Origin of the sequence: Niallia alba, from assembly GCF_012933555.1 — a bacterium.
Classification (GTDB): Bacteria; Bacillota; Bacilli; order Bacillales; family Cytobacillaceae; genus Niallia; species Niallia alba.
Map to the genome: position 1 here is coordinate 5024175 of NZ_JABBPK010000001.1, position 20649 is coordinate 5044823.

At 36.4% G+C, this 20649-nt stretch carries 19 protein-coding genes; 5 read left to right on the forward strand and 14 right to left on the reverse strand.

The features are described 5' to 3' along the window. The first annotated feature begins 101 nt into the window (after positions 1 to 101). Positions 102 to 1256 (forward strand): endo-1,4-beta-xylanase, encoded by a 1155-nt coding sequence (locus HHU08_RS23770; protein WP_169189477.1) that lies wholly within the window; start codon positions 102 to 104, stop codon positions 1254 to 1256. An 84-nt stretch (positions 1257 to 1340) separates the two neighbouring features. Here HHU08_RS23770 and HHU08_RS23775 read toward each other — a convergent pair whose 3' ends face one another. The 6 genes from HHU08_RS23775 to xynB all read right to left on the reverse strand — a co-directional run bounded on the left by HHU08_RS23775 (position 1341) and on the right by xynB (position 9616). Further along, complete coding sequence (locus tag HHU08_RS23775; RefSeq protein WP_169189478.1) at positions 1341 to 3275, reverse strand: BglG family transcription antiterminator; 1935 nt, start codon at positions 3273 to 3275, stop codon at positions 1341 to 1343. Between the two features lie 326 nt (positions 3276 to 3601). After that, on the reverse strand, positions 3602 to 4993 hold the full coding sequence (locus HHU08_RS23780; RefSeq protein WP_169189479.1) for a glycoside hydrolase family 1 protein: 1392 nt from the start codon (positions 4991 to 4993) through the stop codon (positions 3602 to 3604). Positions 4994 to 5011: 18 nt separating this feature from the next. Next, positions 5012 to 5326, reverse strand: a complete 315-nt coding sequence (locus HHU08_RS23785) for a PTS lactose/cellobiose transporter subunit IIA (RefSeq protein ID WP_224427584.1) — start codon at positions 5324 to 5326, stop codon at positions 5012 to 5014. A 107-nt stretch (positions 5327 to 5433) separates the two neighbouring features. Continuing rightward, on the reverse strand, positions 5434 to 6711 hold the full coding sequence (gene celB, locus HHU08_RS23790) for a PTS cellobiose transporter subunit IIC (RefSeq protein ID WP_169189480.1): 1278 nt from the start codon (positions 6709 to 6711) through the stop codon (positions 5434 to 5436). A gap of 55 nt (positions 6712 to 6766) precedes the next feature. Then, positions 6767 to 7081, reverse strand: a complete 315-nt coding sequence (locus HHU08_RS23795) for a PTS sugar transporter subunit IIB (protein ID WP_016201565.1) — start codon at positions 7079 to 7081, stop codon at positions 6767 to 6769. A 930-nt stretch (positions 7082 to 8011) separates the two neighbouring features. Continuing rightward, positions 8012 to 9616, reverse strand: coding sequence for a xylan 1,4-beta-xylosidase (xynB, locus tag HHU08_RS23800; protein ID WP_169189755.1), 1605 nt, complete (start codon positions 9614 to 9616; stop codon positions 8012 to 8014). A gap of 729 nt (positions 9617 to 10345) precedes the next feature. Between xynB and HHU08_RS23805 the strand changes: the two genes are divergently transcribed. From HHU08_RS23805 to HHU08_RS23815, 3 genes are all read left to right on the forward strand, one after another. Then, entirely contained in the window at positions 10346 to 10597 is a 252-nt protein-coding gene (locus HHU08_RS23805) for a hypothetical protein (protein ID WP_169189013.1), read from the forward strand. Then, on the forward strand, positions 10590 to 12545 hold the full coding sequence (locus HHU08_RS23810; protein ID WP_169189012.1) for an insertion element protein: 1956 nt from the start codon (positions 10590 to 10592) through the stop codon (positions 12543 to 12545). The genes HHU08_RS23805 and HHU08_RS23810 overlap by 8 nt, the downstream gene beginning before the upstream one ends. Before the next feature lie 77 nt (positions 12546 to 12622). After that, on the forward strand, positions 12623 to 12862 hold the full coding sequence (locus HHU08_RS23815) for a hypothetical protein (RefSeq protein ID WP_169189011.1): 240 nt from the start codon (positions 12623 to 12625) through the stop codon (positions 12860 to 12862). A 278-nt stretch (positions 12863 to 13140) separates the two neighbouring features. Here the strand turns inward: HHU08_RS23815 and HHU08_RS23820 are convergent, their stop codons facing one another. The 5 genes from HHU08_RS23820 to HHU08_RS23840 form a co-directional block, all read right to left on the reverse strand. After that, positions 13141 to 14640 carry a malate:quinone oxidoreductase gene (locus HHU08_RS23820; RefSeq protein WP_169189481.1) on the reverse strand — a complete coding sequence of 500 codons (1500 nt, stop codon included), beginning with the start codon at positions 14638 to 14640 and terminating at the stop codon, positions 13141 to 13143. 295 nt (positions 14641 to 14935) lie between these two features. After that, complete coding sequence (locus HHU08_RS23825) at positions 14936 to 15763, reverse strand: MetQ/NlpA family ABC transporter substrate-binding protein (RefSeq protein ID WP_101728952.1); 828 nt, start codon at positions 15761 to 15763, stop codon at positions 14936 to 14938. Between the two features lie 18 nt (positions 15764 to 15781). Beyond that, entirely contained in the window at positions 15782 to 16444 is a 663-nt protein-coding gene (locus HHU08_RS23830) for a methionine ABC transporter permease (protein WP_016201560.1), read from the reverse strand. Further along, positions 16437 to 17186: a methionine ABC transporter ATP-binding protein gene (locus tag HHU08_RS23835; protein WP_101728954.1), complete on the reverse strand. Its 750-nt coding sequence runs from the start codon at positions 17184 to 17186 to the stop codon at positions 16437 to 16439. The genes HHU08_RS23830 and HHU08_RS23835 overlap by 8 nt, the downstream gene beginning before the upstream one ends. Positions 17187 to 17345: 159 nt before the next feature. Next, a complete protein-coding gene (locus tag HHU08_RS23840; RefSeq protein WP_101728955.1) occupies positions 17346 to 17960 on the reverse strand; it encodes a LysE/ArgO family amino acid transporter in 615 nt (204 codons plus the stop codon). A gap of 126 nt (positions 17961 to 18086) precedes the next feature. Between HHU08_RS23840 and HHU08_RS23845 the strand changes: the two genes are divergently transcribed. Further along, positions 18087 to 19550, forward strand: a complete 1464-nt coding sequence (locus HHU08_RS23845; RefSeq protein ID WP_169189482.1) for an aminotransferase-like domain-containing protein — start codon at positions 18087 to 18089, stop codon at positions 19548 to 19550. 16 nt (positions 19551 to 19566) lie between these two features. Here HHU08_RS23845 and HHU08_RS25305 read toward each other — a convergent pair whose 3' ends face one another. The 3 genes from HHU08_RS25305 to HHU08_RS23855 form a co-directional block, all read right to left on the reverse strand. Then, entirely contained in the window at positions 19567 to 20001 is a 435-nt protein-coding gene (locus HHU08_RS25305; RefSeq protein WP_318010493.1) for a FusB/FusC family EF-G-binding protein, read from the reverse strand. Between the two features lie 6 nt (positions 20002 to 20007). Further along, positions 20008 to 20223 carry a hypothetical protein gene (locus HHU08_RS25310; protein WP_224427585.1) on the reverse strand — a complete coding sequence of 72 codons (216 nt, stop codon included), beginning with the start codon at positions 20221 to 20223 and terminating at the stop codon, positions 20008 to 20010. A gap of 127 nt (positions 20224 to 20350) precedes the next feature. Then, positions 20351 to 20626 (reverse strand): CD3324 family protein, encoded by a 276-nt coding sequence (locus HHU08_RS23855; protein ID WP_169189483.1) that lies wholly within the window; start codon positions 20624 to 20626, stop codon positions 20351 to 20353. Positions 20627 to 20649 lie beyond the last annotated feature (23 nt).

Genomic DNA, 20649 nt, shown 5'->3' on the forward strand with positions numbered 1-20649 from the left:
TTTTCGTAACGGAGCTGTTATGTTAAGTAAGGAACACCCACTATTTCATTCTTGTTCATAAAGCCGGCTTTTCATTAATCATCACAAAAGGAGACCTAAATATGCTAAAACATTTACGTTCATCTATTATTACTGGATTAGCTTTCACTTTATTATTGCCTGCAGGAATGTCTAGTGCCGCGGCTAAAGAATCTCTACATGCATTAGAAGCAGATAAGCTTCGCACAAGATATCAAGATTCCTTCTCTATTGGTGCTGCTGTAGAACCCTATCAACTAGAAGGAAAAGATGCAGCTGTATTAAAACGGCATTTTAACAGCATTGTTGCAGAAAATGTGATGAAACCTATTAATATTCAGCCTGTAGAGGGAAAATTCAATTTCAAGGAAGCTGATAAAATTGTCCAATTTGCTAAAAAGAATGGCATGGAACTTCGTTTTCATACCCTCATCTGGCATAGTCAAGTACCAGAATGGTTTTTCCTTGATAAAGATGGAAAGCCCATGGTAAATGAGACTAATCCCAAAAAACAAGAGAAAAATAAGAAGCTTTTATTAAAGCGATTAGAAACCCATATTAAAACGATTGTTAAACGATATAAGAATGATATTCAATCATGGGATGTTGTCAATGAGGTTATTGATGATGGAAATCCAGCTAACGAAAAAGGACTAAGAGAATCTCCATGGTTTAAAATTACTGGAACAGATTATATAAAAGTAGCCTTCAAGACAGCCAAAAAGTATGCCAATAAGGATGCGAAACTATATATCAATGATTACAACACAGAGGTCAATCCAAAGAGAGACCGTTTATATAATCTTGTACAAGATTTGTTAAAACAGGGAGTACCAATTGATGGCGTTGGTCACCAGTCCCATATTCAAATTGGCTGGCCCTCTATCTCTGATATTGAAGCTTCCATTAATTTATTTGCTGGGCTTGGTTTAGATAATCAAATTACTGAGCTAGATGTCAGCCTTTATGGCTGGCCGCCAACACCAGCTTATCCAACGTATGAAGAAATACCACTTGATCGCTTTGAAGCACAAGCAGAAAGATATAATCAATTATTTAACTTGTTTGAAAGCTTAGATGATAAAATTAGTAGCGTTACATTCTGGGGCATCGCTGATAACCATACATGGTTAAATGATCGGGCCGAGCAGTACAATAATGGCGTGGGTGTCGATGCACCATTTGTATTTGATAAAAACTACAAGGTAAAACCTGCCTACTGGGCAATTATAGATTAAAGAAAAAAACACCACAAAGGAGTTGGAGTTTGGATTCCTTTGTGGTGCCTTCCTGTTTGCTGGTGTTTGATTTAATAATAAGCTTTATGATTCTTTCATTATCCGCATAAACTCTTCGTAGGAGCTTGCTTTTAATATTTTATGAACACTTGTATGGTCCTCAATAAATTTTCCGAGAACATCATACATTTCTTGCAAATCTTCTTGACTATTCTTTTTTACACATAACAAGAAGACAATTTGAACAGGATTGTTATTCCAATCAATTGGCTTTTCTAACGTACAAACACATAAAAAGGTCTTCTCTGTTTGTGGGGTAATTGGATGTGGGATAGCAACCAAATTCCCATAAGAAGTTGGCGCTACTTTTTCTCGTTCATATACTGCATCTAAAAATGGGCTACCCACTAAACCATTCTCCATGAGTTGTGTATGCAAATAAGTTAAAACTTCTTCTTGAGTATGAAATGTTTTCTTTAAAAAGACAAGATCCTGGAGAAAAAAAGATTCAATCGGCTGATGATTGCTTTGCGTTACAATAAATTTTTCAATCGCCTTTAAATCACTTTCCTTTAGGATTGCATTTACTTCAATTACTGGAACATCAAATCTCTCCTTAATTGGAATAGAGCTAACGATAAAATCAACCTCAGTTAAATTATATTGATCGAGCATATAAAATTCTGTAGTTCCAACTACCTCTAAATTACTGCCAAAATAAGATTTTAGGCGATAATAAATTAACTGAGCCGTTCCAAGACCAGAAGCACATACTACCAAACAACGCTTTGGGCCAGATTGTAATTTGGTTCTTTCCATCGCTGCACCAATATGGAGAGCCAAATAGCCAATCTCATTCTCATCCATTTCAATTCCTGTGAATTCCTTAATTGCGAGCCCCGTTATAATTCCCGCTTCATAGGCGAGTGGATAATTATTCTTAATTTCTTGCAGCATTGGATTCCTAATATTCATGCCATATTTAATTCGATTGACAGCAGGCTTTAGATGCATGCTCATCCCAAAGATAAGCTCTTCATCCTTCTCAATCCCTAAATCTAATTTTTCTTCTATTTTTGACAGGACAAAGTTCACTAACTGAAGAATATCTTCTTCAATTACATGATCGATATGACCTTTTTTCTGTGTCACCAGCTTTGTTCCAAGTAAATGCATGGCAATATAAGCAACCTCTGCTTGTGGAAACTTAATTTGATATAGTTCCTCTACTTCTTTGACAATTTCATTTGCAACATGAAATTCCCGTTGTTGTTCTATTTCATCCATATCTGCATGAAATAATGCCACATAATGACCACTGACAATTCGTTTTTGGGCGATAACAATATGAATTAATAAATTATTTATAGCTATATCAGATAAGGTAATTTGATATTTTTTTATTTGTCTTAAAATAATTTCTTGGATTTGCTTCATATTTTCGTCATCTAAAATTGATGGTAGCGGACTGTCTATAGTATTTGTTGTTTGTTTTTTTCGATCAAGTACATATTCCGATAAACAGAATCGCACCTTGATTTCATCCCCAACTGCCTTAAGTCCATAATTTGGTCTTGCCTCTAGGGTAATGTCATACTTTTGCAGAATTTCTTTCACATTTTTAATGTCTTGTTGAATCGTAGACTTGCTCACATACAGCTCATCTGCAAGATCATCCAATTTAAGATAATGATCATTTAGTAAAAAACGAATAATAATATAAGTCACTCTATCCTCTGGGGTTTTGGGAATGCCTGAATGAGATAGTGCGTTTTCTACAAATATAGAATGTAGATATTGTTGAAAGACCGATTTATCCCAAATCTCCAATGTATAGCCCTTTGATATAACAGATAGTATTTTCGCACCATGGTTGTTTAATATAGCATCCAGGTTTTTAATATCTTCTCTCGTTGTACGAGCTGTCACTTGATTAACGGTAGCTAAGTACTCACCTGTCAGAGGTGTATCCGCTGCCAATAATTCACGTAAAACTTGTTTCATTCGGGAGCTTAACAAAATAAGGTCTCCTTCCTTTAATATATTTACAAATATTTCTATATGAATATAATTTCTTCCTATTATTATAACAAGGTGTATTACTATTAAATGCAGCCTACATACCCTTCACTTTCTATAGGCTTCACATACTACCTTTCTCCACTAATCCCGTAAGAGTCTACATATATAATAAGGCTGCTACATGCTATTTGAAAATTTTTCATCACTAGAAATAATAATCTTATAGAAAACAACTTTACTCAAAAAGGTTCTGATCTTAATCCTTGATCAGAACCTATCTTTTATATCTTAAAAAATTATATCAGAAATATTAACTATTGATTCTAAAATCCATTATTAGTTGCTACATTTTTAAACCAATAGGCACTTTTCTTTGGCGTTCTTTGTTGTGTCTTTATGTCTACAGAAATAAAACCATAGCGATTTTTATATGCATTAGACCAAGACCAGTTGTCCATGAACGTCCATAAATGATAGCCCTTTACATTGCAGCCTTCTTCAATCGACTTATGCAGCCATTGTAAATGACCTTCAATAAATTCAATTCGATAATCGTCTTGAATTTGACCGTCTTGTAAGAAACGTTCCTCATCTTGAACTCCCATGCCATTTTCGGAAATAAATGATTCCACATTCCCGTAGTTTTCCTTTAAATTTACCATGATATCGTAAATACCTTTTTCGTAGATTTCCCATCCGCGATAAGGATTCATCTTTCTACCTGGCATTTCATATGAATCAAAGAACCACTCTGGCATAAATGGACTATAAGGGTTCGGCAAATGTTCTTTTGCCTTTACTCGGCGTGGCTGATAATAGTTAACCCCAAGAATATCGACTGTATTTTCTTTCATTAATTCTAAATCACCTTGTTCTACATTTGGTAGTTGTCCATGTTCACGTAGTATTTCTACTAATTCCTCTGGATATTCACCAAGAACAGCAGGATCTAGGAAGCTTCTGTTAAAGAATAAATCACAAATATTTGCAGCTTTTAAATCAAATGGATTCTGGCTTCTTGGATAAGATGGCGTTAAATTCAAGACAATACCTATTTTTGTATCTCCGTCTTTATTCCATCCTCGAAAAGCTTGAACTGCTTTAGCATGAGCTAAAACCGTATGGTAGGCTACTTGTGCAGCCTTCTTAAAATCTACGATATTCGGATAATGGAAATCGTATAAGTATCCACCTTCTACTGGAACAATCGGTTCATTGAATGTAAACCATTTTTTCACACGATCACCAAATAGTTGGAAGGCTTGTAAAGCATACGCTTGATATGCATCTACTACTTCTCGATTTTCCCATCCACCAATGTTCTGCATTTCTAGCGGCATATCGAAATGATACAGGGTAACGAATGGCTCGATTCCATTAGCTAATAATTCATCAATGACATTATTGTAAAAAGTTACAGCTTCTGGATTAACTTCTCCCCGTCCGTTTGGAATTAATCTAGACCAAGAAATAGATAAGCGGAAAGAATTATGACCAATTTCCTTCATCAATTGAATATCTTCTTTGTATTGATAATAGAAATTAGAAGTAGTTTCCGGCCCTACATTATTAAAAAAGCGATTTGGTTCTGCCTCATACCAATGGTCCCAAATGTTTTTTCCTTTTCCTGCTTCATTTGCTGCGCCTTCAATTTGTGTTGCAGATGTGGCACTTCCCCACCAAAAACCTTCAGGAAATTTGTATTGAACAGTCATTTTAAGAAACCTCCAAAATTATTTATTACGATAAATCTCAATTATTTCAATAGCTAAATCACGAACAGTAATAGCTGTCATTAAATGATCTTGAGAATGAACTAAAATAACATTCACACCAGCACCATTTCCGCTCGCTTCCTCTTGGAGTAGTCTCATTTGAAAACCATGTGCTTTACCAAGTTCTGTACTTGACTCTTCTATTAATCGATCCGCTTCTTCAAAGTTCCCTTCTTTTGCTTCTTGTATTGCTTCCATTGCACATGAACGTCCATTTCCAGCAAAGAGAATAATTTGAAAAGCTATTTCTGTCATTTTGTTATCTGTTTCCATCCCTGTCACTCCATTTCTAAAACCAAAGGGGATTTTACACTTAAGCTTAACTAAGGTAAAAACCCCTTTCTCTTAATTTAAAATCCTACTTCTATCTTTCTTACTTCTTATCCTTTTTTTTCTGTTTCATAATAATTTTTATCTAGAACTTTAAGGAATGGCCACCAAATCACCATTACAACAAGTAAGTTAAAGATTTGCAGTGCTGCCCCTCTCCAATCATTACCAGTTGCTAAAAATCCACTGATACCAATTGGTGTTGTCCATGGAACAATGATTCCTGCTGGTTTCGGAACAATTCCCGCTGACATGGTTAGATACGTAATAATAGTTACTACTACTGGTGCTAATAACCAAGGAATTAGAACTAATGGGTTCATGATAATTGGTAATCCAAAGATAATGGGTTCATTTACGTTAAAGATTCCTGCTGGTCCACCTAATTTTCCAAGTTCTTTTGTTTGTCTGCTCTTACCAATTAAGAAGATAAGGATGACAACACCCAACGTCATTCCAGTACCACCCATACCAACTAGGAACGTATCCATAAATTGTTTTGTGATAACATTTGGAAGCTCTGTTCCTGCTTGGAAAGCACTAAAGTTTTGATCATTTAATGCATACCAAATTGGATCAAGTACAGAGTTCATAATAATTTGACCATGTAAACCAAAGAACCAGAATAATTGAATTAATAATACCACTACGATTGTTGCTGGCAAGCTACTACCTAGAGCAGTTAATGGTTCTTGAATGATTGTATAAATAAAGTTTTGTACTGTTTCAAATGGTGTAAAGCTAAAAAGAATGCGAATGATTAAAAAGATCGTTAATGTTAACGTAATCGGAATCAATGCACTAAAGGATCTAGATACAGAATCTGGTACACCTGGTGGCATTTTAATCGTCCAATTTTTCTTCACAAAGAATCGATATAGCTCTGCTGAAATAAATGCCGTGAATATTCCTAAGAACATTCCTTGTGCACCTAGAATTGCTGTTGGAATAACCCCTGTTACTTCCCCTAATTCTTGTGGATTTAAGATAAGGAAAGATGCTACCCCAACTACCGCTCCATAAATTGCTTCGAGACCATAATGCTGTGTCAGTTTATACCCTATCCCCATTATGACAAATAGCCCCATTATACTTAGCGTTGCTGCAGATGCTGGTCCTAATGCATTTTGATAAGCAGCATATGCATCTTCGCTTATCATTTTATCTAGGAAAGGAAAGTTTGCAATTACAACAAAAATTGATCCAAAAATGATTAGCGGCAAGGCAACCATAAATCCATCGCGTAATGCTGCTAAATAACGATTATTGTTCAATTTCTCAGCAATTGGCAACAGGATATTTTCCAAAACCTCCATAAATTTATTCATAAGGTTTATCCTCTCTTTCTTCTATTAGTAAATGCTTTCATTTTAAAACGAATGATTACTTGTAATTCTCGATTAATTCTAACGCTTTATTTAAAACAGCTAATCCATCAATACGCCCGTAAGCAACTGGATCAATAACATCTAATGGGATTCCAACTGTTTCTGCCTGACTTGCTAGTTTCTTTTTCAAGAAGCGCATTTGCGGACCAATTAATAGCACATCTGCACGTTCCATATCTGTTTGTGCTTTATCTTGAGCAACAGCCCAAATTTCTGCTTCAATGCCATTTTCTTTTGCAGCATCTTTCATTTTTGAAACTAATAGACTAGTTGACATTCCTGAAGAACAAGCTAATAAAATTCTTTTCATTTTAACGACCTCCGAGTAATTTATTTTAAAGTAAATTATTTATTATGATTACTACGTTTTTATCTTACAACGAAAACCCTTTCAACTTAACATATTGTTTTTCCGTCTAAAGGAGGAAATGAAATGTTAACACTTTCATTTTTCATCAGAAAAAGACTGGGACATAACTAAACAGATAATAGGTAAAGGCGAACATTCTCTAATTTAGCACTTAATTGGTTACTTTCCTATATTGATTATTTATGTTTTTAATATAGTTAAATATAAAAACTATGTTGTTCCATTGCTCTACAGACACTCGCATTCCGCAGGAGTCGAGTATCTTCCGCTCCATTTCCCTTCGTTTTTAAAGGTATTTTCTAAAACCTAATTCTTTTACCAAGATAAAAATGAATAGATTGGAAAATAGAGCAGCCTAAATACACGTAGACTCCAGTGGGATTAGCGAGGAGACCACTGAAAAAGTCTTTTTTTCGTGTGAAATTAAGAGCAAGCATATTTGAAAGTGAAAATAAGGTTGGTTTGGAGAGGCGTCCGCTCGACTCCTATGGGAGCTGCGAGAAAGTCCGAGACCCCGCAGGAACGTAGTGACGAGGAGGCTTGGCGCTCGCCCCATGGAAAGCGAGCGGACGCCTCGGAAAACAAATCGATCATCTTATGTTTAAAAAGTGGCTATCGTCCATCATCATTAACTGGCCAGTTTTTCAGTGCCCTCATTAGCGAGACAACTGAGACCCTGCAGGCCATGGGCCGGAGCGGCTCAGCGCGAGCCCCACGGAAAGCGAAGTGTATTCAGGCTGCGGATGATTACCACAAACCTTCTTTTTACATGAATAAAAAACCCAAACAATGATACGAAATATTTTTTATATTCGTATCATTGTCTGGGTTTATCTTCGGCTGGAATACTTATGTCCCAGCTTCAAAACATTACTCTTTTTCATGATAACGGAAATATTTAAAGTCTGCTGGTATATTTTGACCACTTGTATCTTGGCATTGCATTCCTACAAACGCTCCGGTAAAGAAGCCCCCACCACGGATATAATCATCCGATAATTTTTTGGATTCAAACATAATATCTATTTTATGCCACTTTTCTTTATCAAAAGAGTAAGAGTAGTAATAGAGCTCATTCTCAACGGTTACTCGTAAATATACATATTCCGCTTCACTCGGAACAATGATTTTTTCCTTCAGTGGTTGAGAGAACGAAAAGTTATCACTCACTGTTAAATCAAGGACACAACCAAGATCTTCGTCATATGTTACTTGCAATGCTGTCCAATTTTCAGTGTTGTAGTAATTAACTAATCCCGCAGCTTGTTGGATGTTTTCTGGCGTAAAAGCTACAGCTGTTTCTGCTTCAAATTGAAGGCTTTGCCAACGTCTCGCTACATAAGATTGTGTAAAGGTTGATGTTAATGATTCTTGGCCAAATAAGCGTAAATGGTTTGGCCTTTCGGTTAACGAGCCTAATTGTTCTGTAAATGGAATACGTAATGTTTGAAAATTAATATTTAGCTCCTCATGATCAAATTCATCAACAACTGGGTAAGTCGGAGGAAATTTTGTTTCAGGAATCTTTGGAGCTTCTACCTCTAAACTCCCTTCTTTTCCACCAACAACATATGGCCAGCCATCTCTCCACTCCAGCTTTTGAATCGCTGTTTCCCTTCCTAACGGACAATACCCTCTTTGTTGAATAATCGAGTCATCATTTGGATGAATCGGCCGGCCAGTTAAATGGGCCAAATACCATTCATCTGTATGTGTTTGAACGATAGAGGCATGTCCACACTTTTGCAATGGGTTTCTAGGGTCATGCCAAGAAGTTAAAATGGGGTTATGGGGATGTACCTCATATGGTCCTTCTATATTTTTAGAACGAGCAATTGTTGCAGCATGCTCATATTTAGTTCCACCTTCTGCTGTTAATAAATAATAATATTCACCAATATGATAAAGATGCGGAGCCTCTGTTAATTTAATATCCGTACCTTTAAAAATAATTTGTGGTTTATTAATTAATTTTTTCTCCTCAGTAGAATATTCCTGCATGACAATTCCGCCAAATGGATGACGATCAATGCGTTGATCCCACAGCATATTCAATAAATACTTCTTTCCATCTGTGTCATGGAACAAGGAAGCATCGAAACCTGAGCTATTTAACTTAACTGGTTCTCCCCAATCGCCATCTACTATTTCGGATGTAACCAAATAGTTGTGACAATCTTTCCAAGCTCCATCTACCACTTTTACATCTGTATAAATCAGCCAAAATTTTCCGTCGCTATAACTTAAGCAAGGTGCCCAAACACCACCTGAGTTAGGATTTCCTTTCATATCTAGTTGAGACACTCTTTGTAAGGGGTGTGCAACTAATTCCCAATTAACTAAATCCTTAGAATGGTGAATTTGTACTCCTGGGAACCATTCAAAGGTGGATACTGCGATATAATAGTCTTCACCGACTCTGCAAATACTTGGGTCTGGATTAAATCCTTTAAGTACTGGGTTGATAATTTTCATCTTAAAATCCTCCTTATAATCGCCAAATTTCTCATTCATACTAATCTTTTTTAAATTTTCACTTGCCATTATCTTTCCTCCTTCAAAAGCCCCCGAAAGTTACTACTTATCTCTAAAATGATTTATTTTATCTAGCTGGAGGGTTTTTACTATTTTGTTGAACATATGATGCTTGAAATAACGATACTATTGCTATTAATCAAGAGTGGAATCGTTTCCACAAAAGACTACAAAGAGATTGCTTTTCTAAATAATTAGAAAATGCTTCATAAAATCTTTTCCTCCCTGCTGATAATATGACAGATACAACTAGCATTTCAAGTTAGTTTGTTTGTTGTATAAACTAAGTTAACCAATTTTGAAAGCGTTTGTCAATCATTTCGCAAAAATTATATAAAAACTTCATCTAGGCTAATTATTTTATTTTTCTATACATTTGTAAGAGGTTTTTTCAAAAAAAGAACCTTCATCCGAAGACTAACGGGTTCGGATTAAGAGTACAAAAACTTAAATAGCATATCAATTTTAGGTTCAAATCGCATATGATTTGAACCTTTTATTTTTGTTGATTTAAAAGGGTTTAATCGCAATTGACGTATAAAATAGCACATAAATTAGCATACTAATTAACAGGAAGACAATAGCTAATGTCATACATTCGAAAAGTATGCTAAAATGTATCCCAAAATAATTGCTAAAATTGATGTCAAATATAGAGGTGAAACAAGGATGAACTTTATTAAACCGAAAAACAAGAATGTTGAAAAAGTCGATTGGCTGTTGTCAGAACGGACCAGAGCCATTGTTAAATACTATGCCGAATATACGGAATACAGCGAAAGTGAAATTGTTGATAAGTTCTTGTTGAACATCCTTGAAGACAAAGATTTCATTGGTTGGATTGAAAAGAAGCGAAATAATCGCCGTATCGTGAAACAATTAGAATTGGAACATTCATTGGAGGAGGATGTAATTGGCTAAGTTAAAACGGTTAGCTACTAAAGATGATAATCCTGTTATTGTCCATTCCCCTTTGTCAAACGAGGAGCTAACGAACCGTTTGAAAGATTACGACAAACTCACACCAAAACAGTTTGGCACAAAATATAAAGAGTTGTTATTTAAACCTGCTGAGTTAACTTGGAATGGACAACTACTCCAATTCCAGTACAATCATTGCCTCAATCCTTATTGTAAGTGGTTCGGTTTGCCTCAAGAGAAGTTTGATGTAAAGGGTAAACCGAGCCGATATAAACTTTCTGGTGCGGGTGATGATAAATCATTAAATTGTAATCCAGACCCCATCAAAATAGGATACGGTGCAGTTTTGGACTCTAGGACTTATGTTGTTTCGAATTGGTCTGTGGCGGAAGAAATTGAACGATTGGTCCGTATTCAAACGGTTGAGGATATTGAACCAGATTATGATTTTCATAAGGAAGGGTGTATTGCTTCTGATTTAACCCCTTTTATCGAACCAAAAACTTTCTATAAAAGAGGAAAAAGTACGGCTAACTCTCAACGATACCAATGTAAGGAGTGTAAGAAGTTTACCAATGTGCTCCCAAACCAAAGGCAATCATCCACCTACCACCAGAAAAGAAGCGAGATAATGCCGTTATTTGCTAAACTCCTGCTTAATCGAACGCCAGTGAGTAGAACCTGTGAAATCTTAGGGATTGGCAGAGGTACTTATTATGATAAGCTCGAAATCTTATACCGAAGGTGTTTGGAGTTTCTAGAAAAACACGAAACCAAGCCTTTAATAAACGCTGAATTCAAGAAAATGTGGTTGAATACGGATAAGATGACCTATTATTTAAATAATGTCCGCAAAAAGGGGCAAGGCAGTTCTCAATTTGATGGAATCGAGGAACTTCAACTACCAACAAGTGTAGTTATTTCCGCTGATGTTCTCTCCAGGTATGTGTTTCGATGTGATGTGGCATATGATTGGGATATTACCTTAAGTGACATTGCCCTTGATACGGCATTGTTGAAAGAAGACCATTTAAACTTATTTGCTAAAAAACACGCTCGGTTTGATGCATATTCTCATTTCCCAATGCCACCATCTAAAAATGATACACAAACACAATCGGATTACCATAAAGAACTGCTTAAAATAGAACGTCGGGAGAAATATATTGACGGACTGCACGTTCAGGCAGCCTACACCACTATCGCTCATTTTTGGTTGATTAAACAGCTTGTAAAGACTTCTGAATGGCGTTTTGTCACCGATGATGATAAATCATTAATCAACTCCATCCATCGTGTATTTTCGCAGGAAATTCGCCGTACAGATGGACACCATTTTTTATGCCAAACGGATAAGACCAAATCTCGCAAGAAAGCCTATGAGGAATTTAAGGAGGCAAAAGCGAATTTATTGGAGTGGGGCTCAGTAAGGGATATAGGAACAAATTCTTTACGCAAATTGGCATATCTATACCTTACGGAATTATTTGAAACTCACAAATTCCATAAAGTCGAATCAGATGGGGTGAGTTCCCATAACGAGTATGCCGATAATCCAATTGAACATCCTTTAGCTACACCTGACAGAGGGTTTCGGTCAGTTGATTGCACAACGGATGTCTCCTTTCTTGAGGCAAAAGATGTTGCGGCATTAATTGTAAATGTGAATGATAATGCCACGAACACCTTCATTCAACACATTCGGAGAAGGTTATCCATTTTAGAAAGACCACTGACAACGGCTCGTGGCGATGGAAAGAGCTATATTTACTCAAACTTCAATCCAAAGTATGCTCAAATGGCTTTAACCATCCTTCGGACTTATTACAATTTCTGTTTGGCTTATAAGACAAAGGAAGGAAAAACTGAAACAATCGCTACACCTGCTCAACGATTAGGAATAGCTAAAAAACAATATGAATTAAACGACATTATTTATCTAAGATAAATATTCTGAAAAGTTATCAAAGGATAGTGGAAATATATGTTAAAATTATAATATAAATCATAAAGGGGTGAGGAGTGTTGGATACATTCAATTGGATTGTTTTTCTTTGGCAGGTCTCCTTCGGGGTTTCAATAATTACATTACTAATTGGATTAGTAAAGCGGTCTTGGGTATCAATGCTTATCAGTTCTGTAACGTTCCTACCAGTCGCTTATTACTTTCTTGGTGCAGAAAACGGATTGAGGCTAATTGGGTTTATACCAATTCTACTTCTTATACTCACAATAGTATTTTGGCGAAGTAAGAAAAGAGCATAAATAACATTAAAAGAGGGATGGTTTCCATCCCTCTTTTGGCGATTTTTAATGCTAATTTAACTGATAATTATCGGTTGAAAAATGTGTTAATCGGTACGTTTTTTTTATTGTTAATTTAAATTTTGTACTTCAAAACCGAACCCGTTATCCGAAGACGAAAGTTCTTTTTTATTATGTTCATTCATATTTTGCTAAAATAGTGAGGTGAACCTTAAAGTTTCGCTCAAAAAATATTTTTTCTCCAATAAGCCAACTTGCTTATCAGAGAAAGTAAATTATTAATGATGAATTGGTTTTTTTTCACTTAGTTTGAGTGCTTGAGCTGTTAACGAGTGAACTTCATCCAGTAGTTCTGGGTTATCCTTAAGCGATACACCATAAGATGGAATCATCTTTTTTAATTTTGGTTCCCACTCTGGCATTTTTTCTGTAAAACACTTCTGAATAACTTTTAGCATAACATGGACAGCTGTGGAAGCCCCTGGTGAAGCGCCGAGCAATGCTGCTATGGAACCATCGGCAGAACTGACAACCTCTGTTCCAAATTGAAGGGTTCCTTTACCTCCTGCTTCTGTGTCTTTAATGACTTGGACACGTTGCCCAGCTACCACAAGATCCCAATCCTCTGCTTTCGCATTTGGAATGAATTCCCGCAATTCTTCTATTCGCTTTTCTTTTGAAAGCATGAGTTGCTGGATTAAATAACTCGTTAAAGACATATTTTTAGCACCAGCTGCTAACATTGTTAACAAATTATCTGGCTTTACAGATGAAATTAAGTCAAACATGGAGCCTGTCTTTAAAAATTTAGGAGAAAAACCAGCAAATGGCCCAAATAGCAATGACTTTTTATTATCAATAAAGCGTGTATCAAGATGAGGAACCGACATTGGCGGTGCGCCTACCTTTGCTTTCCCATAAACTTTTGCATGATGCTGAGCAACAATTTCTGGATTCTTACATACTAAAAATATACCACTGACTGGAAACCCGCCCATATGCTTTCCTTCAGGGATACCTGATTTCTGCAATAAATGCAAGCTGCCACCGCCGCCGCCAATAAAGACAAATTTAGCAGTATGTGTTTCTATCGAACCGGTATTATTTTGGACCTTCACTTTCCACAAGCCATCACCCGTCTGTTTTAAATCATTTACACTGTGCTTGTAGTTAATACCCACATCTTTTTTCGCTAATTCAGCAAACAATAATCTTGTCAAAGCACCAAAATTGACATCGGTTCCGGCATCGATTTTCGTTGCAGCTATCGGCTCTTTTGATTCACGATCCTGCATAATAAGCGGAATCCATTCTTTTAGTTTGTCAGGATCCCTTGAAAATTCCATTCCTTCAAATAATGGGTTGCTTACCATCGCCTCAAAACGCTTCTGTAAGAAGTTTACATTCTTTTCCCCTAGCACTAAACTCATATGCGGTAGTGGCATAATGAAATCTTGTGGATTATGTAGTACTTGATTTTTCACAAGATGAGACCAAAATTGCAATGAAACTTGAAACTGTTCGTTAATTTCTATCGCCTTACTTATGTCTACAGAGCCATCAGGTTTTTCTACTGTGTAGTTCAGTTCGCAAAGTGCGGCATGACCTGTTCCCGCATTATTCCATTCATTGGAGCTTTCCTCTCCTGCGCTAGTTAATTTTTCAAACACTGTAATTTTCATATTCGGGTCTAATTCTTTTAAAAGCATCCCCAAAGTTGCACTCATAATCCCGGCACCAATTAAAATAACGTCTGTTTTCGTTTCTCTTCTGCTCATTTTAACCTTCCTTATACTTTAGATTTTCAGAAAGAATGTAAGCGTTCCCTTTTTAATACATGGAAGTAAGTAAGAAATTGTTAGCCAACCATCTTTTCTGGAGCAAATATTACCTGGTTACAGTCCAACTTATTTTCAAAAAATTTTAAATAGTTACCTTTAATTATACGCTAGTTAATCCTTTTTTTAAAGCCAGAATTTACCCAAAAAGAAAGCCTTACCCTGTAAAAAACTAGGATAAGGCATTGATATGCTTATTATTTAAAAAATATTACTTTCTTAATTTCCCTCGTATTTAAAATGCCGGAATTGCTGTTTCATCATATTTTTCTTCTAAAAATTTACGAACCTCTGGACTAGTCATTGCCTCGGCTAACTTTTGAATAGGTTCCCAATCCGCATTATCTTTACGAGCAACTAACGTAATCGCAAAGTCATTTTCTACACCTTCTGTTAACAATGCATCACTTTTCGGTGTTAATCCAAGTGGAGATGCATAAGCTGGTGTCATCACGACTAAATCAGCATCATCATACATTCTTGCAAGCATTAATAAATCAACTTCTTCAAACTTATAGTTTTTCGGGTTTTCAATGATATCCGCTTTTGTATAATAAGGGCCTTCTTTCTCTTTTAACTTGATTACATTATGTTGAGCTAATAATGCCAAAGATCGATCTATATTGGAAACATCATTCGCAATCGCGATTACAGCACCTTCTGGTACATCATCCATAGAGTCATATTGTTTTGAATAAACTCCATAATTGGCAAAATAAATAGCTTTCACAGGCACTAGCTCTGCATCATTGCTGCGGTTGAATTCCTCCATGTAGGGAACATGTTGGAAGAAGTTTGCATCCACCTCACCTGCTGCAAGAGCAGTATTTGGTTGCACATTATCACTTAGCACAACCACATCAAGGTTAATACCTTCTTCTGCTAATGTTGGTTTTACAAGATCAAGGATTTCCGTCATTGGCGGAATTAAGGATGCAACCTTTAACGTAACTTCCTCTTGCTCTGTATTCTCCACTTTCTTTTTGTCTGTTTCGGTATTTTCTTTACCGCACGCAGCCAACATAAATATACCAATCATCATTAAAAATAATATCTTTTTCATTTCCTTATCTCCTATCCTTTACCTTTTATCAATCACTTTCGCTATAGCTGTTCCAGTAAATTGTATAGCCTGTACTAATATTACCATAATAATAATCATATAAATCATCAAGTCTGTTTTAAATTGTTGATATCCATAGCGGATAGCAAAATCTCCAATACCGCCGCCGCCGACAACTCCCATAATGGTTGAATAAGAAATAAAGCTAATAATCGATGTTGTCAGTCCTAATACGAGTCCAGAGCGAGCTTCGACATAAAGAAATTTAAAAATTACCTCCCTAACAGAGGCCCCCATCGAAATAGCTGCTTCTATGACACCCTTCGGCACCTCCAGTAACGATTGCTCTACTAAGCGAGAATAATGGGCAATAGCGATAATTGATAATGGAACAGTGGCAGCAGCTGTTCCAATAGCCGTTCCAATGATAATTCTTGTAAACGGAATAAGAAAGACAACTAATAATAAAAACGGAAACGAACGAATAATATTTACTAATAAATTCAACGTAGAAAAAACGATTGGGTTCTCTAGCATTTTTCCCTTTCTACTTAAGAAAAGCAATGTCCCAACTGGAAGTCCTATTATAATCGCTGCTAAAATAGACATGCCAACCATTATAAATGTCTGTCCGATTGATTGCCAAATTTCCATTCTATATTGAACTAATATCTCAGGCATGGTCAAATTCACCATCCTTTTTTAGCTGTTCTACCAATCTTTTTGAGGTATTATTTATTTGTTGAATTCCTTTTGGTTCAATAGCAACAGTTTCATAAATTTCTCCATCCTCGATAACCGTCACGCGATTACATATACTTTTAATTACTTCCATCTCATGACTGACGATGACAATAGTTACACCTAGTCGCTTATTTACATCCCCTAATACATGTAAGATTTCCGCTGTCGTTTTCGGATCAAGGGAAGAGGTTGGTTCATCACATAATAATACTTGTGGATTATTTGCAATCGCCCTTGCAATCGCCACACGCTGCTTTTGACCCCCGCTTAATTGGGCAGGATATTTCTCCATATAACTCTCCAGTCCAACAAATCGGAGACACTCTATTACACGATTTCTTCGGTCTTTTCTTGGATAATTAGCTAATTCTAAAGACACTAAGACATTATCGTAAACTGTCTTATTCGCGACAAGATTGAAATGCTGAAATATCATCCCAATCGATTGGCGAGCTTGGCGAAGTTCCTTATAGCTAAGACTGGTCAACTTTCGCCCATCTACTTCTACTTCTCCCGTCTCCGGGACCTCTAATAAATTCATTAGACGAAGCAACGTCGATTTACCAGCACCACTCGCCCCAATAATTCCAAAGACTTCCCCTTTATGTATCGCTAAAGAAATAGACTTAATGACCTCATCATACGCAAAACGCTTACTGACATTACGCAATTGAATCATAACAAAAACCCCCTTTACCATTTGAAGGGTACTCACAACTTTTTCATTATAGCGAAATATTGAGGGGATGTCATTTTGAATGCCCAATGTGGGAAGCAGAGTGACGGTTCTTTTGAGGTCATTTAGATGGTCTACAGTAGAATCGTCACTCTGCAGTCTTTATGAGTTTATAAGATTTATACCCAAATAAAGAGCCATCGCCCAAATGATCATTGCAGATAGTTGGTTAACGCGTTTTATCAGCTTCCCTTGGTGGCCGATTTGTCCGAGTCTCCTTCCAACTATCACCAAAAGACAAAACCAAATCCATGAGACACTTATACAAGCAACAGTAAAGATAATTTTATCTTCTCCTGTATAGGCTAGAGAGCTTGTACCAATGACCCCGATTGTATCAAGTATCGCATGTGGATTTAATAGAGAAACAGATGCAGCAAAAGCTATTTGGCGAAGGGGGGAAAAGGGTACTTGCTCCTGCCTATTCCCTTCCTTGTCTGCACTTTTCCACATAGCCCATCCCATATAAACTAAGAAAAAGAAGCCAACAACAAATAGCATCGCTTTAACCCACTCAAAGGTAAACACTACTACAGAAACGCCTGCAACAGCCAAATAAATAAGTAAACTGTCACAAATGCTAGCTGTAATAATAGCAGGTAATGCACCAATGAATCTTGTATGTGTCGCCCCTTGATTAAACAAAAATATATTTTGAACACCTAAAGGTAGTATTAACCCAAATGCTAATATCATTCCATGTAATAATGGTTCCATTCTTCTTCCCCCTCTGCTTTATTCAGCATAGCGGAGAATAGTTTTCTTGTCTCCATCCAATTGGATGGTCACCAACCCAACCATTTTGGTAAAATAAGAGAAAACAAAGAAGAGGAGCACACTTTTATGGCAGAAATAGAATGGAAGCCACAAAAGAATTCTACTGTCTCGTTGCATCAACAAATAACTGCATATATGAAAACAAAAATACAGCATGGTGAATGGACAATCGGTATGAAACTTCCTTCTCAACGCAACTTAGCCAAACAATTTCAAGTGAATCGAAGCACCATTGTAGCAGTACTTGAAGAATTGGCTGCAGATGGCTTAATGGAAGCGAAAGTGGGAAGTGGTACAAAGATAATAAATAATACATGGGGTCTACTTGCAGCCACACCTCCTCCTGATTGGATCAGTTATGTTAAATCAGGAATTCACCAACCGAATATTTCCATCATCCAAGAAATTAATAAAGCGGAAGCAAATCCCCATATGATTAGGCTAGGTACGGGGGAACTTTCCCCAGAACTGCTACCTAAAGGACGGATGGAAGAAACTTTTCAATTTAATGAGAAGCAAAGCTTATCTCTTGGCTACACGGAACCAAAGGGAAGCTTTGCTTTGCGCCAAACAGTCAGTGCCTATTTAAGCAAGAAAGGAATCATTGCTTCATCTGAATCCATTTTAATTGTTTCTGGCGGACTGCAGGCACTGCAATTGCTATCTATTGGGCTATTAAAAAGAGGCTCTACAATCTTTCATGAAACACCATCTTATTTAAATTCCATCCATGTATTCCAATCGGCTGGGATGCATTTACTTGGCCTACCACTTGATGAAGAAGGGGTAACATTTGATACTATCGGACGACTAAAGAAGCAACATAAAGCGGGGTTACTTTATACGATACCTAATTTTCATAATCCAACAGGTATTGTAATGTCTGAAAGAAGACGGAAAGATTTAATAGCAGTTAGCCAAATGGAAAAAATCCCTATCATTGAGGATGATGTATACGGAGATTTATGGTTAGACATCCCACCACCTAAGCCTCTAAAAGCTCATGATTTCCAAGGAAATGTTCTCTATATTGGGAGCATGTCCAAATCATTAAGCCCAGGACTTCGAATCGGATGGATAGTAGGTCCGGAGGCAGTGATTGGTCATTTGGCTGATATTAAAATGCAAACAGATTATGGTTCCAGTACCTTATCTCAATTTGCTGTAGAAAAATGGCTGAGCAAAGGTTGGTATGAGGAATTTTTAATTAATATAAGAGACGAGCTTAGACATAGAAGAGATTTTACAAATGAACTATTAAAGAAATATTTTTCTGATATCGCCACATGGACATTGCCGAAAGGTGGGTTTTATATATGGCTAAAATTAAAGCTAAGCATCTCTTCACAAAGGCTATTTTCTCTAGCCCTTAAAGACGGAATTCTTATCAATCCAGGAATCGTATACGATAAAACAGATGACCAGCATCTACGATTATCCTATTCCTACGCCTCATTCGATGAGTTGGAGAGAGGATTGATAGCCTTAGCACAAATTATCAAAAGGGAAGCACGGAGACGGTTCTACTGAGGGCATTTAATAGTCCTTAGTAGAACCGTCCCTCCGCAGTCTTCAAAAATTCTCGCAAATATTCGGTATTGGTTATGTTCTTATTGCATTCATTGCTATCTGTGCAAATTAGATTGCCAATGGCTTTGTAATAATCTGCATTTTTGGGCCTTTTTTCTTTTGTCACAGTTGAAAAATAGGCTACTTCTCCAAAGCAGTTACAGAAGGAACAAATATTTTTTTTACTCGTCGGTGTCATTTTTCCTTCCGTCCCAACTAATGTTCCTTCTAGATCATAAATAATAACTTTTTTATTAGATTTCAAATCATTCCAACTTAAAAAAGTTAATTTATTGTGATCTATCGTTGATAAATCAGGTAACCTTAATTTTTTTTGCTTGGGAAATAATTTTTTGAGCTGCTGCTCTGTAATTTTGGGAAATGGTAGTAAACAAGCAGTTAACTGTTCGATATATCGCTAATACTCTTCCTTTGTATTCCATTTTGTAATATCTAACAACTCTTGCTGTTCAAGTGATGCTTGAGGAAAGAGATCCAAAATTTTTGCATTTGCTAAATCTATTACTGCGGTTAGCACCGTCTTTGGCAAGTTTTTATTGGAACTATCCTTAATGATTGCAATCTGTTTTTCAATAAAATTCAGCTGTTCATTTTTTATAAATTGTTCTGTCATATGCATTCTCTCCTATCATTAGTTGCGCCCCTCTTACTATTTTAATAAAGTTCCTACCTTTCTAAAATGGAAAAGATGACTTAGAAACAATCTCTACATAAAAAAGCACTGATGAACCTCATCAGTGCTATCCCTCATTCTTATTTGAATACACGATTTTCTTAATCGTTTCTGTTGAAAGATGATGCTCCTTCGCCAAAGCATAAATCGTGCTTCCCTTTGCAAAGGCTGCTTTTATTGCATGATTCCTGCGATCCAGCATTTTTCTGCCGCCACTAGATGTTCCCCACTTCTTATAGGCGTTTTCTTGCTTAGGTATATATAAAGTCTCACCTTGAACATATTTTTGAATTTCGGCAATAAGTTTTTCAGGTAAAACATTGTTTGCATTCGTATATTTCAATTTGCCCGCTCCCTTATTTTTAA